The sequence below is a fragment of the Chryseosolibacter histidinae genome (assembly GCF_018598225.1).
GTDB classification, from domain to species: Bacteria; Bacteroidota; Bacteroidia; order Cytophagales; family Cyclobacteriaceae; genus Chryseosolibacter; species Chryseosolibacter histidini.
The window spans coordinates 1-17,522 of sequence record NZ_JAHESF010000011.1 but is presented as its reverse complement, the minus strand read 5'-3'; the positions used below and the strand labels follow the sequence as shown (position 1 = coordinate 17,522).

Genomic DNA, 17,522 nt, shown 5'->3' with positions numbered 1-17,522 from the left:
TCCTGCTTATGAAAACAGTGCTGATCGTAGGGGTGTTGTTGGCGATTTTTCAGGCTTCTTTCCAGCAGCAGACGCTTTTTGAAAGAAAGGAGAAACTTTCGGATTATGGATTTTTTCAGGGCAGGCTGGCAGACCTGAAGCCCGCACAGGGTGTTGTACCTTACACCCTGAACTCGGCGCTGTTCAGCAACTACGCCGAAAAGCTTCGTTTCGTCAAATTGCCCCCCGGAACAACGGTTGAGTATAATGACTCCGTTGTGTTCGATTTTCCCCCGGGAACCGTGCTCATCAAGAATTTTTATTTTCCTGCTGATTTTCGTAAACCTGAGAAGGGAAGGAGTATCCTCGAAACAAGATTGCTGGTACATGAGTCAGACGGCTGGCAGGCTTATCCCTACATCTGGAACGAAGATCAGACGGAAGCTTACTACGATCCCGCAGGGGAGACGAAGACCATTTCTTACATCAATAGCTCCGGCAAAAAGATCACCACGCCGTACGTGATCCCTAACAAGAATCAGTGCAAGGGATGTCATATCCGCAACGAGAAGCTTGTTCCGGTGGGACCTTCGGCCAGGCAGCTGAATGGCGACCATTCTTATGGCGGCACAGTGGAAAACCAACTGCAGCACTGGAGCACGTCAGGACTGCTGAGGGGGCTGCCCGCCCGTGAAAATATACCGCGACTTGCCGCATGGGATGATCCGAAAAGCGGGGACCTCAATGCGAGGGCTCGCGCTTATCTCGACGTTAACTGCGCCCATTGTCACGCACGCTCCGGCCCCGCCAGCACCTCGGGACTGTTTCTCGACATCCGCGAAAACGATCCTGCCCACCTCGGTGTTAACAAAGCCCCGGTGGCGGCAGGACGTGGCGCAGGTGATCTGCTGGTGGATATCAAGCCGGGCGAACCGCACAACTCGATCATGATCTTCAGGATGCGAACCAATGATCCGGCCATCGCTATGCCGGAGATAGGCAGGGAGCAGATCCATAAAGAAGGCGTTGCGTTGATTGAAGAATGGATCAGGAAGAATACCTTTGCCAAGCATCAATATGATAAATAAGGAAGCGCTATTGTTCGATCACCTGGCGCAGTTTGTTTCTGATCACAAAAAATCTTTTGTGGACAAAGTGCTGAACGAGCGTACGCGTTACGTGACGGTAGTGCTTGAAAATATCTATCAGTCGCAAAATGCAAGCGCCGCGGTGAGAACCTGTGAGTGCATGGGGTTGCAGGATATTCACATTGTGGAAAATACTGCCAAGTATCAGCTTAACGTTAGGGTATTGAAAGGGGCCGACAAATGGCTGAACCTTGAGCGGTACCGTGAAAGGGGAGAGAATAACACGGAGACGTGCTTCAAACGCCTTCGCAGCGAGGGATACAGGATCCTGGTGGCAGATCCCGCGGAAGATGGCATATCAATTGATGAAGTGGATGTTGAGCAGAGCAGGATGGCGATCGTGTTTGGCAATGAGCTGCGCGGCGCTTCGTCATACGCACTGGATCATGGCGACCAGAAAGTGAAGATTCCGATGTATGGTTTTACCGAAAGCCTTAATATTTCCGTGAGTGTTGCCATCTGCCTCAATACGATCCTGGGAAAGCTCAGGCAATCGCAGGCATCCATCAGTTTATCTGAAGAAGAAAAGAGAATAATTAAATTATCGTGGTACAGAAAGATCGTGCGACGTTCGGATATACTCGAACGGGAGTTTTTACGTACAATTCAGTAAATTGCAATGGCTTAATGGGTGTCTATAGTTTATGCGTTGGGTGAAGAGAATTATTCTGGCTTTAATCTTGCTCTTTGTTGTAATCTTGAGTGTTTGCAATATCTGGATCGTTAAAAGTACTGAAGCTAAAGTTTATTCTGACCTGTCTAAGTTGCCTGAGCACCGGGTGGCGCTGGTGCTGGGAACCAGTCACAGGCTTGTGGGAGGAGGACCGAACCCCTTCTTTCACAACAGGATCAAGATGGCGGCGGCGCTTTACAGGCTGGGCAAGATCGATCACTTTATCCTCAGCGGCGATAACAGCACCAGGTATTATAATGAACCGATAGAAATGAGAAAGGCGTTGATAAAAGAAGGTGTTCCGGCAACGGCCATCACGCTTGATTATGCGGGGCTACGCACCCTTGACTCGGTTGTCAGAAGCAAGGCTATCTTCGGCCAGGACAAGATCACCATCATCACCCAATCGTTTCACAGCTATCGCGCCTTGTTCATCAGCAACTATTATAACATCGACGCCGTGGCCATGGTAGCGGAAGATCCTGACCTTGACCACACGCTCAGGGTACACATCCGCGAATACCTTGCGCGGACCAAAGCGGTACTGGACCTTTATATTTTTAAAACTGCCCCACGCTATCTGGGAGAAAAGGAGAAGATAAATGTTAACGCTTGAACGAAACCTCCACCAGATTTTACAGTTAATGAATAATTTTTAACACATTTTTGTGCGTATCGCCTTAAGACCCCTTTCACCGGCCTTTGCTTCAATACTTGTAATCATCCTTTTGCCGCAGGCCTCATGGGCGCAAACGGTTGTAAAAGGAAAAGTTACAGATGCCAATACAGGCGACCCAATACCTTTTGTGAACATCATGCTGCGTGGAACAGGCGCAGGCGCCACCACCGACTTCGACGGCAACTATTCTGTGAAGACCTCAGCTCCTGCCGATTCGATCATCGCCTCTTACATCGGCTATAAGTCCAGAACCAAAAAGCTCGAGCCCAACAAAAGCCAGGTGATCAATTTTCAGCTCGAAGAAGAGATCACCACGCTGCAAGAGATTGTTTTTGATGCCGGCGAAAATCCCGCCTATGCCATTCTCAGGAACGTGGTCAGAAACAAAGACAAGAACGACAAGCGCAAGCTCACCGCCTACGAATACGATACCTACACCAAGGTTGAGATTGACGTAGACAACATGTCTGACAAATTCAGGGAACGCAAAGTGATCAAGAAGATCACGCAGGTTCTTGACAGCGTTGAGCGCATTGCTGGTGAGGACGGAAAACCCATTCTCCCGCTGTTCATATCCGAAAGTGTTTCAAAGTTCTACTTCCGCGATAGCCCGCAGCTTCGTTATGAGAACATCCTCAAGTCGAAGATCAACGGTCTCGGTATCCAGGACGGCACGCTGATCACACAATTCGTGGGCACTTCTTTCCAGGAGTACAATTTCTATCAGAACTGGCTCAACATCGTGAGCAAGGATTTTGTATCGCCCATCGCAGACGGATGGAGATTGTATTACAACTACGATCTTACAGACAGTGTTTACATCGGCGATGACTTCTGTTACAGGCTCGATTATTCGCCCAGAAGCCCGCAAGACCTTGCCTTTACAGGAACGATCTGGATCACCAAAAAGGAATGGGCGCTGAAGCAGATCGATGCCGCCGTAGGACGACAGGCCAACCTCAACTTCATCGAAAAAATAAGGATCCAGCAAGAGCTCGAACCAACATCTGAAGGCCCATGGATCCCCGTGAAGAACCGTGTGCTGGTGGATGTCAGCGAGCTCACCAAGTTTTCAGCAGGCATGCTGGCGAAATTTTACACATCCAACAAAAATGTGGTGGTCAACAAACCGTACGAGCCATCTTTTTATGAGCACCAGATCGTGATGGCCGAAGATGCACGACAGTTCGAGCAAGAGGAATATTGGGATACACTGCGGCATGAGCCCCTCACGGAGACCGAGAAGAACGTGTACAAGATGATCGATACACTGCAGAATATCCCTGTGGTGAAAACCTATACCGATATCATCAAGATCGCCGTGAACGGTTACTATTACACGGGCAAGTTTCACCTCGGGCCTTACATCTCCCTTTTTGCATTCAACAACGTGGAGGGTTTCAGGTTGCAGGGTGGTGCCAAAACAAGCATCGAGTTCAGCAACAAATGGGTGTTCGGAGGCAGCATCGGTTATGGCTTCGATGATGAGAAGGTAAAGTACTCGGGTTTTGTGCAGCGCATTTTGTCGCGCGAGCGATGGACAACCGCCAGCCTGAGGGTGAGAAGCGACCTGGGCAGGGTAGGGATCGACGACGAAAGCCTGGCCGACAACTATCTTTTTCTGGCAGCGCAACGTTTCGGCGTATTCCGGCGCGGTTATTATTTCGACGAATCGCGTTTCAATTTCCAGCGTGAGCTGTTCAGGGGCTTTACCCAGCGCACAGCCGTGCGATACACCACCTTCAAACCCGTGTTCAGCTTTGGCTATTACGAGAATCCGGAAGAACCAGCATCATCGGCCATCCTGAATACCTACGAGACCGCCGAAGTGATCATCGAATCGAAGTATGCGCGTGATGAGCTGTTCATCATGAACGATAACGAAAGATTGAGTCTCGGTACCACACGCTGGCCCGTGATCATCCTGCGGTATACCCACGGATTCAAAGGAGTGGCGGGCAGCGATTTCGATTATGATAAGCTGCGGATGACGGTAACCAAACGTATCCGTTTTGGCCCCCTGGGCACCGGTTACATGAACCTTACCGGCGAATATGTGTTCAATACCTTGCCCTACCCGCTGCTTTCGCTGCACCTGGGCAACCAGACTCCCATTTACGCCATGGTCACCTACAACCTGATGGATTATGGTGAGTTCATCAGCGACCGGTTTGCCTCCCTCCAGTATCAGCATCATTTCGAGGGATTGCTGCTCAACCGGGTGCCGCTCATGCGCAAGCTCAAGTGGAGGTTTGTAGGCACCGCCAACGTCATTTATGGCGGCATGGCCCAGGAAAACCGCGATCTTATAGCAGCTACCAACAGTAATGGCGAAGAAACCCTGCCCGTGGGATTCCTGTCGCCCGGGAAACCATACGTTGAAATGGGCTACGGCGTGGAAAACATCTTCAAGTTCCTGCGCGTGGATTTCATTCACAGGCTTACGTATCTCGAACGCGAGCCCGATGAACCGGCGCCCCGCAAGTTTGGCGTGTTCCTCAGCTTCCAGTTCACCCTGTAAGCCAAACACAGTTTCCGCTTTCTGCCTAAGGTTTCGGCCCGGGGCTTTCTGCTTTAAGCTTCTTTCCGCATATTTGTGCCCTGAATTTTGTATTTGACAGACCATGAACGTAAAGATTTCTCTTCCGGACGGAAGCCAGCGTGAATATCCGCAAGGTGTTAAAGGTGCTGACATTGCCTTGAGCATCAGCGAAGGACTGGCCCGAAATGCCCTGGCCATTGAAGTGAATGGAGAGGTCTGGGATCTTGCACGCCCCATCACCAATGACGCGTCGGTCAAGATCCTGACCTGGAACGACAAAAGCGGCAAAACCACGTTCTGGCACTCATCGGCACACTTGCTGGCAGAGGCATTGGAAGCCCTTTATCCGGGCGTGAAATTCGGCATTGGTCCGGCCATTGACAGTGGCTTCTATTATGACGTAGATCTTGGAGACCGTACCTTCGGCGAGGGTGATCTTGTGGCCATTGAGAACAAGATGAAAGAGCTGGCGAAGAAAGACAGCGCCTACGTACGCAAGGATGTCAGCAAAACCGAAGCCCTTGACTACTTTAACAAAAAAGCAGATCCGTATAAGATCGAGCTCATCAGCGGCCTGCAGGATGGAAGCATAACCTTCTACCAGCAAGGCAATTTCGTAGATCTTTGCAAGGGACCGCACATTCCGCATACAGGTTTTATCAAGGCTGTGAAGCTTACCAACGTTGCCGGAGCTTACTGGAGGGGCGACGAGAAGAACAAGATGCTGACCCGTATCTACGGTATCACTTTCCCCAAGCAGAAAGAGCTGGATGAGTACGTCCACCTGATGGAAGAAGCCAAAAAACGCGACCACCGCAAGCTTGGTAAAGAGCTGGAGCTGTTTGCGTTCTCCGAGAAAGTTGGTATGGGGCTACCGTTGTGGCTGCCGAAAGGTACCATCCTGCGTGAGCGCCTCGAGCAGTTCATGCGCAAGGCACAGGTCAGGGCAGGATATGATCCCGTGGTGACCCCGCACATTGGCGGCAAGTCATTGTACGTGACCTCCGGACACTACGAGAAGTACGGTAAGGATTCGTTTCAGCCGATCCATACCCCTGACGAGAACGAGGAGTTCCTGCTGAAGCCTATGAACTGTCCGCACCACTGCGAGATCTATAAAACCAAACCCCGTTCTTACCGCGACCTTCCGATCCGCCTGGCCGAATTCGGGACGGTGTACCGGTATGAGCAAAGCGGCGAGCTTCACGGCCTTACCCGGGTGAGGGGCTTTACACAGGACGATGCCCACATCTTTTGCCGTCCCGATCAGGTAAAGGATGAGTTCATCAAGGTGATAGACCTGGTGCTGCATGTGTTCAAGTCGCTGGGATTTGATAACTATACTGCTCAGGTATCGTTAAGGGATCCCGCCAACAAGCAGAAATACATCGGGCAGGACCATCTTTGGGATAAGGCTGAAAAAGAAATTCAGGAAGCTGCCGACGAACGCGGGCTGAAGACCGTGGCCGTGGAGGGAGAAGCTGCATTCTATGGTCCGAAGCTGGACTTTATGGTGAAAGATGCGCTTGGCAGAAGCTGGCAGCTCGGTACCATTCAGGTAGATTATAACCTGCCCCAGCGTTTTGAGCTGGAGTACGTAGGGTCTGATAACCAGAGACATACGCCGGTAATGATCCACCGGGCACCTTTTGGCTCGCTGGAGCGTTTTGTGGCGGTGCTGATCGAACACTGTGCCGGCAACTTCCCGTTGTGGCTGGCGCCCGATCAAATTGCCGTGCTGCCGATCTCCGAACGTTTCAACGACTATGCCGCCAAGGTATTTGATGCGCTGAAAGCACAGGATATCAGGGGATTACTGGATGATCGCGACGAAAAGATCGGCCGCAAGATCAGGGATGCGGAGACCAAAAAGATCCCGTTTATGCTGATCGTGGGAGAGCGGGAAGCCGCCGAGAACAGGGTAGCGGTGCGAAAACACGGCCAGGGCGACCAGGGAAGCGTTTCTTTGGACGAGTTTGTGAACAATTTTAAAGTGGAATGCGCTGCTCCTTAACCTTAAGGGCGGTCATGCGAACCGGGCGAGAATCATTTTAAAGCCCTGAAAGCCTTTCCAGTTGTAATAAATTAAAATTATTAACGATATTTGCACCCCGGTCTGCCCACCTGTGGGCAGGCTATGTTTTTTTGTAGGATCTAAATTTAAAGAGTATTAACAGTAGCAGTAACAGTAGACCAGGAGGTTTTGGCCGACCCATGAGACGAGGGCCGCAAAAACCGGAAGAGCCTTATCGCATCAACGAGCGCATCACAGCTCCCCGCGTGCGGGTGGTAGGCGAAAACATTAAAGTTGATGTTTACCCGATTCATCAGGCAATAAAACTTGCCCAGGAACAAAACCTGGACCTCGTAGAAATATCACCCAATGCAGACCCACCGGTTTGCAAAGTGGTAGATTATTCGAAGTTCAAGTACGAGCAGAAGAAAAAGCAGAAAGAGATCAAGGCCAAAACACAGAAGGTGGTGATCAAGGAGATCCGCTTTGGCCCGAACACGGAAGAGCACGATTTTAACTTCAAGGTAAAACATGCTTCCGGCTTTTTGCAGGATGGATCCAAGGTAAAGGCAACGGTAACCTTTTTCGGCCGCTCTATTGTGTACAAAGAGAGGGGAGAGATCCTCTTATTGAAATTTGCACAGTCACTGGAAGAGTTCGGTAAAGTAGAGGCCATGCCGCGCCTGGAAGGTAAGCGGATGAGCATGCTGCTGATGCCGAAAGTAGGAAAGAAGTAAGTCGATCATAATTTATACACAATGCCTAAATTAAAGACAAAGTCCGGTGCCAAGAAGCGCTTCAAGGTTACCGGCACAGGAAAGATCAAGCATAAACGTGCGTTCAAGAACCACATCCTGACCAAGAAGGAGACCAAGCAGAAAAGAAGGCTTGGAAACAAATCCCTTGTGAAGAAGTCGGATATGAACAACGTGAAAGCGATGCTTATCCTCTAATGGTTTAAATGTTTAACCCGGTTTTTGGCCCCTAAGATCCTTCAGCAATGACGGACGCCAACGATCAAAAAATGAAATGAAATGCCAAGATCAGTAAACAACGTTGCCTCCAGGGCAAAACGCAAACGCATCATGAAGCTGGCCAAAGGTTTCTTTGGCCGTAAAAAGAACGTGTGGACGGTAGCAAAAAATGCCATCGAAAAAGGATTGGTATATGCCTACCGCGACAGGAAACAAAAGAAAAGAGAGTTCAGAGCAGTTTGGATTCAAAGGATCAATGCAGGAGCTAGAATCCATGGATTGTCTTATTCCGAACTGATGGGCAAATTGAAAAAGGCAGGCATTGACCTGAACCGGAAAGTTCTGGCCGATCTGGCCATGAACCACCCTGAAGCCTTTACCGCAGTGGTTAATAAAGTAAAATAATTCAGTAAAAAATCGACTTACAAAATCAGGGGCCTTTACGCCCCTTTTTTGTTTTTATGGCAAATTTCTATAACTTAAAAAACGTGTTCTTTTAAGGTTATTATAATTTAGATTTAATATTTTTTAGTCATTTCTGAGTATAGATCACAGTATATAAACTTCAATTAGTTATCTTTCAAGTTCGAAAAAGGCGGCTATGTTGAAACAACCCCTATCATCCGGGGATTACGGGAAAAGGTCACCCGAAGTTCATCTTGATATTGAACTTAGGGGCGGTAACCCATTCCCTGGACTCAGGCCTTTTTCCCTTGACGAATGCCATCTTTTCTTTGGCCGTGAGGGCCAGGCCGATGAAATCCTCGTAAAACTTGCCGAAAACCGCTTCGTAACCGTGATGGGTTACTCCGGAAGTGGTAAATCATCATTGATGTACTGCGGTCTCATTCCCGTGCTCTATGGCGGTTTTATGACCCAGACAGGCCCTAACTGGACCGCCATCATCGTGCGCCCCGGAAGCGCTCCGATGGACAACCTCACCGAAGCCATCGTCGAGCACCTGGTAACTACTGGCCGCATCCAGGAAGAAGACAAGATCATCCATAAACCCATTATCGGTTCCGTGCTGCGCAGTGGTCCGCAAGGCCTTATCGAAGTATCACGGTATCTGCAGAACCAGAACGGCGAGAACGTATTCTTCCTGGTAGATCAGTTTGAAGAGATCTTCCGCTTCCGCGAGAACGTAGGAACGGAAGAGGCCCTGAACGAGGCACAGCTCTATGTGAACCTGGTGCTCACCGCTGTGGCACAGACTAAGATCCCCGTATACGTAGCGCTGACCATGCGGTCTGACTTCATCGGAAACTGCTCCGTGTTTCCGGCACTGACCGAGCTCATCAACCACAGCAACTACCTCGTTCCGCAGATGACGCGTGAACAGAAAAAGATGATCATCGAAGGCCCCACAGCGGTAGGGGGTGGAAAGATCTCACAACGCCTGGTCAAGCGGTTGCTCACGGATGTAGGCAACGACCAGGATCAGCTTCCCATTCTGCAGCACGCCCTCATGCGCACCTGGGATTACTGGGTCGCCAACCGCGAGCCCGGTGAGCCCATCGATATCCGTCACTATAACGCCGTAGGAAGGATCCACGAAGCCCTTTCCCAGCACGCCAACGAAGCCTACGACGAGCTCAATACGAAGCAGAAAGAGATCGCCGAGATCCTTTTCAAGAATATCACAGAAAAGAACCAGGACAACAAAGGTATGCGCAGGCCCGCGCGCCTTGGCCTGGTCACCGAGCTGGCAGAAGCGGAAGAAGAAGATGTGGTGTTTGTGATCAACCACTTCCGCAAACCGGGGCGTTCATTGCTGATGCCCGCCGCCAACGTGCCGCTGAACAACGATTCCATGATCGAGCTTTCACACGAAAGCTTGATGCGTATATGGAAGCGGTTGAATACCTGGGTTGACGAAGAGTTTGAATCGGCCCAGATGTACAAAAGGCTTTCGGAGGCCGCAGCCATGTACCAGATCGGAAAAACCGGTCTCTGGCGGCCACCCGACCTGCAGCTGGCGCTCAACTGGCAGAAAAAGCAACGCCCTACCCGCGAGTGGGCACAGCGTTATGATGAGACCTTTGAACGGGCCATCGTGTTCCTGGATACAAGCCGCATCACCTATGAGGCGGAATTAAAGAACCAGGAAATGATGCAACGGCGTGTGCTTCGCAGAACGCGGGCCACAGCCGTGATCCTCGGTGCCGCCTTTGTGGTGGCCATCGTGTTTTTTGTGCTGGCGTATATCCAGAAGATCGCGGCCGATAGCCAGCGCATCATTGCAGACGCCCAGCGACTTGAAGCGGAAAAGCAGACAGAGCTTGCCGAGAGCAGCAGGGTGGAAGCCGAGAAGCAAAAGAACCTGGCCATGCAGCGCGAGGCCGATCGCGCCAAAGCCCTGAACCAGGTTGAAGAAGCACTGGGACAGTTGCGGGTAGCGCTTCGCGAAGCCAGTATTGCCAAGAAACAGGCTGAGGATAACCTGATCGAAGCTAACATCCAGCGCGATACAGCACAGGTGCAGCGTGGAAAGGCACAGTTCCAGTACTCCCGCGCCGAACAGAACCTGGCAAAAGCCAATCAGCTCTATGTGCTGGCCATCGCCCAGAACCTGTCTACCAAATCGGTGCAGGAAACAGACGATGAAATACTGGCGGGACTGCTGGCCATGCAGGGTTATAATTTTCACAAGCGGAACAACGGCAAATCCTATGACCCGTACATCTATGAAGGTCTGTATTCAGCGCTCACCAAGCTCAGGAACCTGACCTACAACGCCATTAAGGTGCAGGGCCCCCCACATGTTCACATCAAATCCGTTGCCGTCTCGGCCAGCAACAGCACGTTTTACACATCAGGCGCCGATGGAAGGATCCTGAAAGGCGACTACAAGGCATTGAAAGCGACGCCGACTGGCTTCAGCACACCCCATCTCGGTAAAGCCATAGCGCTCAGCAAAGACGAACGGTACCTGGTGAACGGAAGCGATTCGAGCTATGTGCAGGTGTATGACCTTAACGGTACCGGTACCCGCCCTTCGCTTACCGTGAGGGGATTCCAGGGCGCTACCAACGACCTTGAGTTCATGCCCGATGGCTCGGGATTCATCGTTTCCAGCGCCGGCAACACACTCTCCCTGGTAAATCACAAGACGGGAGCTGTCAGATCACTGGCTTCATTACCCTTCGAGATCAAGAGCTTCAACATCAGCGCAGACGGAAAAAAGCTTGCCGGTGCCACATGGTCGGGCCAGGTGATCATGCTCGACCTTCAAACCAGCGCTTTCGAAGTGCTTCAGGAGGACAGCACCCTTCGGATACTTTCTGTGAAATTCAGTCCTGACGGTAAGTTCCTGGCGTATGGCGTAGACGATGTGACCAACAAACGCGGTCTTGTAAGGACCTACGATCTTGCCACGGGCGAAGTACGGCAGTTCACAGGGCACAGGGCTGGCGTGAACGACATCGAGTTCAGTCCCGACGGCAAGTTGCTGGCCAGTGCCGGCGCTGACAGGCGTTTGCTGCTGTGGTTGCTGGACCGCCCGGAAGACCTGCCCATCATCATGGATAACAACAGCGGTTTTATTTGGGATATTGCTTTTTCACCGGGTTCACAATACCTGATCGCTACCTGCAGCGAATCTGAGATCAGGGTGTGGCCCACAGACCCTGCGTTGCTGGCAGAACAGATCTGCCCCATGCTGAAACGCAACATGACCCAGGAAGAATGGAAAAAATATGTGGGTGACGCAGACATCAAGTATGAATATACCTGCATCAACCCGCTCATAAACGATCATTGATCCCCATGGCCATAAGAAAACGATGTCTGCCTTTGCTTATGCTCATGTTTTGCGCCAGCCGTTTGGTTGCACAGAACGATGATTGTGAAGTGACCATTAACAGGGCGCTGGAGGAATTTAACAGCGGTCATTTCTACACCATTCCCTCGGTACTAAGCCCGTGCCTCGAACAATTCACCAAAGAGCAAAGCCAGCGTGCTTATCTGCTGCTCACGCAAGCTTACCTGTTGCTTGACGATCCCATCAGCGCCAGGCAAAGTTACCTTTCACTTTTAAGGGCAAATCCTGAGTTTCAGACAGACACAGCTTTGCACGCCATCGATGTGATCTACCTGAGCAAAAAATTTACAGCCACGCCCATTTTTTCATGGATGGTAAAAATGGGATCCAACATCACCATGCCCCGGGTAATCTATGATCGCGATGTTTTTGCGGAACCTGGTGTAAAGGAGGATTACAACCTGAAGATCGGGTACCAGGCGGGAATTGGCGGCGACTACAATTTCACGGACAGGATCCAGGCCCGCATGGAAGCGGTCTACTCCCTGGTAACCTATCAGCATCAAACTGTGAATTATTTCGAGCAGGACTCCAAACAACTGATCGATCGGCAGAACTGGCTCAGTATTCCGCTCACGGTAATGTACGGAGATAACAAGGGCAAATACAGACCTTATGCCTACCTGGGATATTCCGTTGAGTACCTTGTCAGGGATAAAGCGAACATAACATTAAGCAATAACCGCCCTGTGCTCAGCAGCGGAGAGGCCGGCGATGACGGAAGGAGGGAAGATGCCCGTGAGGAAAGTCCTACGTTCGATTTTTTGAACAGGCGGAACCGGTTCAACCAATCCATCCTCGTCGGGGGAGGCACCAAGATCAAGATCGGACTTGATTTTATCTTCATCGATGTACGGTACAGCATGGGCCTGAAGAACATTGCTTCTGTGTCGGGGAGTTATACCGATGCAGATGCCAATCCTATTTCCAATGGATTTGTGACAGACCAGGAGGCGGCAGTGCGATTCGCCCACGTGGATGATCTTTTCCGGCTCGACAACGTGATGGTCTCCTTCGGTTTTTTGCGGCCACTCTATAAACCCCGCGAGCTGAAACGGGCGCGAACAGGATCTGTGATGAAACAATTGAAAAGATGATGCGATCGAGAATTTATATTACCCTTATCGCGGTCATTTGCTCGGTACTGCTGGCAGCGTGTGATACAGACAGCAACATCCCGTCTCCGGAGAAGAATTTTTTCATGAAGCTCTACGGCGGTGACGGCGATCAAAGCGGTGTCGACCTTGTCGCGCTCGATGATGGCAATTTTCTGCTGTTGGGAAATTCAATGCTGGGTGTGACCAAACGGATCTACCTGGTAAAAGCAGACAGTGAGGGCAAGATCCTCTGGCAAAAAAAGTTTGGAGATGCTTTACAGGTAACAGAAGCGAAAGACATAGAGCCGATCAGTGATGGCAATTTTGTGATCCTGGCCACAGTGGAGAATGGCCCCGATAACCTTGACGTGAAGCTCATCAGGATCACTGCCGAGGGACAAGCCATAGACAGCGTTACCTATGGCTCGGGCAACATGAAAAATGACAATGCCCGTTCGGTAACACCGCTGCTGGATGGTGGTTTTATCATCACAGGTTCAACACAGCATGACACCGCCAGGGTAAGCACCGTAGACCCGGATGCATTTTCCAATATCTTTCACTTCAGGTGCAATGCCAGCCTGAAATTTGATCCTAACTGGTACGAGTTCTACGGCGCTACAGGCAAGCTGGACTTCGGTACCAAAGTGATCCAGTCTACGAATGACAGGTTTTATGTCTTCGGATCGTCGAACCAGGATCATCCCGGCAATCAGATCGGCAAGATCAACATGCAATATTATTCTATCAGCGGAGGCGGGATCGTGAGCAGCAATGTGGGATACCTGGGGCAGTTCAACCAGGATACACGTTCCTCTTTCGTCTGCAAAGTGCCCGCAGCACTGGGTGAAGGATACCTGATCATAGGAACAAAAACGAGCAACACGGGAGCCACAACGCTGCAGGTCTCCAAGCTGCGCTCACCACTTCGTTTCAACTCTATTGATGATGTGCAGCTGGACGAAGATATTTCAATTGAGAACAGAACCCTCGATGCGGTGTCTGCTGCGCCATCAGTTGCGGCACCCAGCGGATATTTCCTGTTGGCGAACGAGCTGAGAAGTGTGGGAACGACCAATATCTGGCTTACGAAGATCGATCAGAGCGCGAGACTGCAGTGGTCGGTAAGCCTTGGATCGGAGGAGGAGAATGACAAAGCTGCGGCGGTTCAAGAATTACCGAACGGAAAGATAATTGTATTAGGTACTGTAGGGATAGGAGACAATCAGACCAAAATGGCTCTTTTTAAGCTCAATTCCTCAGGACGCCTGCAGGATTAAATGTTAAAACATTTATCTTGCAAGGTTACCTAATCGGAAAAACAAAAATATAACCGATAGTTGGCTGCCTTACCTATGTCTGGAGTCCCCAAAATTTACAGATCAGGTCTGTTAATGTCCCTGTTTTCGGGGTTTTTCATTTATATTTTAAGGAAGCAGCTCACCGGAAGGAACCCTCATCCTGAGAAAACTTTAATTCATTTCCCGTTCAGGGAAAGTTTTCCAGCCGGATTGCCCGGCCTGGCAGACCGCGGAAGGCCCGCTGTTAAAATGTTGTACGCATTAACAGCAACGATTTGAAAACAGTCTTTACACATTTTTTCTTTCGGAATAGTTTACGAACGCTGGGCGCGATGATGCTCCTGGCATTGGCCACCGAAGTCTCGGCCCAGGCCACATATACCTCTAACGCTTCGGGCAACTGGAACGACACCGGAAGCTGGACAATAGGAGGTACTCCCGATGGAGACACGGATGGTATTCCAGATGCTAATGATGATGTCATTATCACCAGCGCCCATGTCATAACCGTAGATGCGCTTTCAAATGCGTTGTCTGTCACCATCAATGCCGGTGCCACCCTCGATCTTAACGGCTTCACTTTTATATCTGCTGTACCGCTTACGCTCGATGGCGGATCGCTGATCAATGGTTCGGTTACGGGTGTCACATACAGCGGCGCCATCACACTCGCGGGTGCCGGTAGTATCATTGCAAATTCAGGAACGATCGATGTGACCGGGAATATCGACACCGGAGGTTTTGTGCTCACGCTCGACGGCACAGCTGACGGTGAGGTCTCCGGTGTGATCAGCAATACAGGCGCCGTAACGAAGACAGGCACAGGAACGTGGACGCTCTCCGGCGCAAACACCTTCAGTGGTGCCACAACTTTATCGGACGGAACCCTTAACATCGGTCACGCCACCGCCATCGGGTCAGGAACACTGGTCATCAATGGCGGTACCATCGATAATACCAGCGGGGGCACCATTACCCTCAGCAATAACAACCCGCAGACCTGGAATGCAGACTTCACCTTTACGGGAACAAACGCATTGAACCTAGGCACTGGTGTTGTGACCATGGGTGCCAGCAGACAGGTTACTGTATCTGCCAATGCCCTTACCGTTGGAGGTGCGCTTTCCGCGCCGGGTGCCGATCTCACAAAAGCCGGCAATGGAACACTGAGCTTCGATGACAATGCCGTTACCCTTGATGGACTTACCATCAACGGAGGCACATTGATTGCGCCGACCAGCTCCGGCTCGCTGACCCTGGCTTCGGATCTTACGAATAATGACACCTTCGACCACAACGATGGAACGGTGACATTCAATGGTGTGACGCAAACAATTGGCGGCAGCGCGGCTACAACACTGAACAACGTTGTTACTACGGGTGCCACCAATACCAGCACAGGAGTTTCAACCACCATTGCAGGTAATCTTTCCGTGGGAGCGGGAACCACTTTTACGGCGGCAGGTTTCAACCTCACCGTAACGGGTACCACTTCCATAGCAGGAACCCTGGCGATCTCATCGGCCGTGGGCGTCAAGACGTTTACCGGTCTGGTGACCATTGACGCAGGAGCAAGCTGGAACAACAGCGCAAATGCTGACGTGACTTTTGGAGGAGGCATTACGAATAACAACGTTTTTAACGCGGGTTCAGGCGTTAACACTTTCAACAACACGCGTTTCCTCACGGGCTCTTTTTCGATTCCCAGGGTTGTGGTATCAGGCATCCTTGCCAATACCAACACGCTGACGGTTAGTACCTCTCTCAGCGGATCCGGAACATTGATTCAGGAACCCAATGCAATACTGAATATCGGAGGAACGACATCGCTCACAGCATTGGATGCAACAGCTTCAGACAATACTGTCAATTATACTGGCGCCAGCCAGCCCATCTTCGCTACTCCCTATCAGAACCTGGGCATCAATCAGTTGAGCGGACAGGCTTTGCTGGATGGCGATCTTGCTGTCAACGATCAGCTGACGATGACCAGCGGTCATTTGAACCTGGGTGGTTATGTGCTGACGCTTGGACCCTCTGCGGTGATCACAGGTGCGGGTGCTTCAAGATTTATCATTGCTTCAGGCAGTGAGGTGCGGAAAGAATTCACCGCTGGAGGAGCGTTCACTTTCCCGATCGGTGATAATACAGGTATGATCGAGTATTCGCCGGTAGCAGTGACTGTCACCGGTACGGCGTTTGGTGCCAACGCTTACATTGCTGCATCCGTGGTGGATGCCAAACATTCGTCCAACGCCAGTGCAGCCAATTTTTTGACCCGGTACTGGGCCATCGAGCAATCTGCGATCACGAATTGTCAGGTGGATGTTACGGGCACTTATCTGAATGCCGATATCAGTGGCATTGAAGCCAACCTCGGAGCAGCAACACTGGAAGGTGCATTCAATCAGACCACCAACCCGTGGGTAAAAACTGGTTTTGTTGTTGATGCTGCCAATAATGAGCTGGAGTATACGGGCGTGGCGCTGACTGCAGGCCTGACTTCTGTCTTTACTGGGATCAGGGGAGCGAGCCCTACCGTTTCGATCGATCAGGGTGCTACAGCCCAGCTTTGTCCGGGTGGATCGATAGCGTTGACGACTACTGTTACTGGCGGCGACCCGACCATTATTTATTCATGGACTCCTGCCGCCGGACTGAGTGCTACCACAGTGTCTAATCCGACGGTTACACCATCGGTGAACAACACGTATACTGTAACGATCAGGGATGGGAATGGGATTACAGCAACCGATAACATTAATGTAACGATCAATCCTGCGCCAGCGATCACATCACATCCTGTAAGTGTAACGCAATGTGCAGATAACGGAACGACGTTCACGGTTGCAGCTACTGGCACCACGCTTACCTATCAGTGGAGAAGGAACGGAGTAAACCTGACCAATGCAGGAGTTTACAGCGGCGTGAACACATCAACGCTGACGATTAGCAGTGTAGCAGGCGTTGGTGGGAATTTTGATGTAGTGGTGACGGAGACAAGTGCGACACCGAACTGTCCTGTGACGAGCAACGCAGCCACGCTTACGGTTAACCCTCTTCCGACGGGTCTTGCTGTAACCACAGCAGCATCGGCGGTTTGTTACGGCACTTCAACCAATATCCAGATCGCGGGAAGCCAAAGCGGTGTCACTTATCAGCTTCGCAACGATGCTGGTGACATAGCGATCGGCTCACCGGTAGCAGGCACAGGCGGACTGATCAATCTCCCGACAGGCAATTTGACGGCGAACACGACCTTCAATGTATTTGCTACCATCACGGCTACAGG

General features: G+C 51.0%; 12 protein-coding genes. All 12 read left to right on the top strand.

All coding sequences use genetic code 11. The features are described 5' to 3' along the window. Window positions 1-8 precede the first annotated feature (8 nt). Window positions 9-1,067 (top strand): SO2930 family diheme c-type cytochrome, encoded by a 1,059-nt coding sequence (locus tag KK083_RS12575; protein ID WP_254163590.1) that lies wholly within the window; start codon window positions 9-11, stop codon window positions 1,065-1,067. Beyond that, complete coding sequence (locus tag KK083_RS12570) at window positions 1,057-1,740, top strand: TrmH family RNA methyltransferase (RefSeq protein ID WP_254163589.1); 684 nt, start codon at window positions 1,057-1,059, stop codon at window positions 1,738-1,740. Before KK083_RS12575 ends, KK083_RS12570 begins: the two co-directional genes overlap by 11 nt. A 67-nt stretch (window positions 1,741-1,807) precedes the next feature. Then, entirely contained in the window at window positions 1,808-2,416 is a 609-nt protein-coding gene (locus KK083_RS12565) for a SanA/YdcF family protein (RefSeq protein ID WP_254163588.1), read from the top strand. Window positions 2,417-2,528: 112 nt separating this feature from the next. Further along, window positions 2,529-5,000: a DUF5686 and carboxypeptidase-like regulatory domain-containing protein gene (locus KK083_RS12560; RefSeq protein WP_254163587.1), complete on the top strand. Its 2,472-nt coding sequence runs from the start codon at window positions 2,529-2,531 to the stop codon at window positions 4,998-5,000. Window positions 5,001-5,103: 103 nt separating this feature from the next. Further along, a complete protein-coding gene (thrS, locus tag KK083_RS12555; protein WP_254163586.1) occupies window positions 5,104-7,035 on the top strand; it encodes a threonine--tRNA ligase in 1,932 nt (643 codons plus the stop codon). Window positions 7,036-7,235: 200 nt separating this feature from the next. Then, window positions 7,236-7,772, top strand: coding sequence for a translation initiation factor IF-3 (gene infC / locus KK083_RS12550; RefSeq protein ID WP_254163585.1), 537 nt, complete (start codon window positions 7,236-7,238; stop codon window positions 7,770-7,772). A gap of 21 nt (window positions 7,773-7,793) precedes the next feature. Further along, window positions 7,794-7,988: a 50S ribosomal protein L35 gene (rpmI, locus tag KK083_RS12545; RefSeq protein WP_254163584.1), complete on the top strand. Its 195-nt coding sequence runs from the start codon at window positions 7,794-7,796 to the stop codon at window positions 7,986-7,988. Window positions 7,989-8,069: 81 nt separating this feature from the next. After that, complete coding sequence (gene rplT / locus KK083_RS12540; RefSeq protein ID WP_254163583.1) at window positions 8,070-8,414, top strand: 50S ribosomal protein L20; 345 nt, start codon at window positions 8,070-8,072, stop codon at window positions 8,412-8,414. A 196-nt stretch (window positions 8,415-8,610) separates the two neighbouring features. After that, window positions 8,611-11,772 (top strand): WD40 repeat domain-containing protein, encoded by a 3,162-nt coding sequence (locus tag KK083_RS12535; protein ID WP_369074970.1) that lies wholly within the window; start codon window positions 8,611-8,613, stop codon window positions 11,770-11,772. A gap of 5 nt (window positions 11,773-11,777) precedes the next feature. Continuing rightward, window positions 11,778-12,929, top strand: a complete 1,152-nt coding sequence (locus KK083_RS12530) for an outer membrane beta-barrel protein (protein ID WP_254163582.1) — start codon at window positions 11,778-11,780, stop codon at window positions 12,927-12,929. Beyond that, the gene (locus KK083_RS12525) at window positions 12,926-14,209 is read left to right on the top strand and encodes a hypothetical protein (protein ID WP_254163581.1); all 1,284 of its coding nucleotides are present in this window, start codon (window positions 12,926-12,928) and stop codon (window positions 14,207-14,209) included. Before KK083_RS12530 ends, KK083_RS12525 begins: the two co-directional genes overlap by 4 nt. 296 nt (window positions 14,210-14,505) lie before the next feature. Further along, window positions 14,506-17,522 (top strand): beta strand repeat-containing protein (locus tag KK083_RS12520; RefSeq protein WP_254163580.1); only part of this gene is annotated, 3,017 nt, incomplete at its 3' end.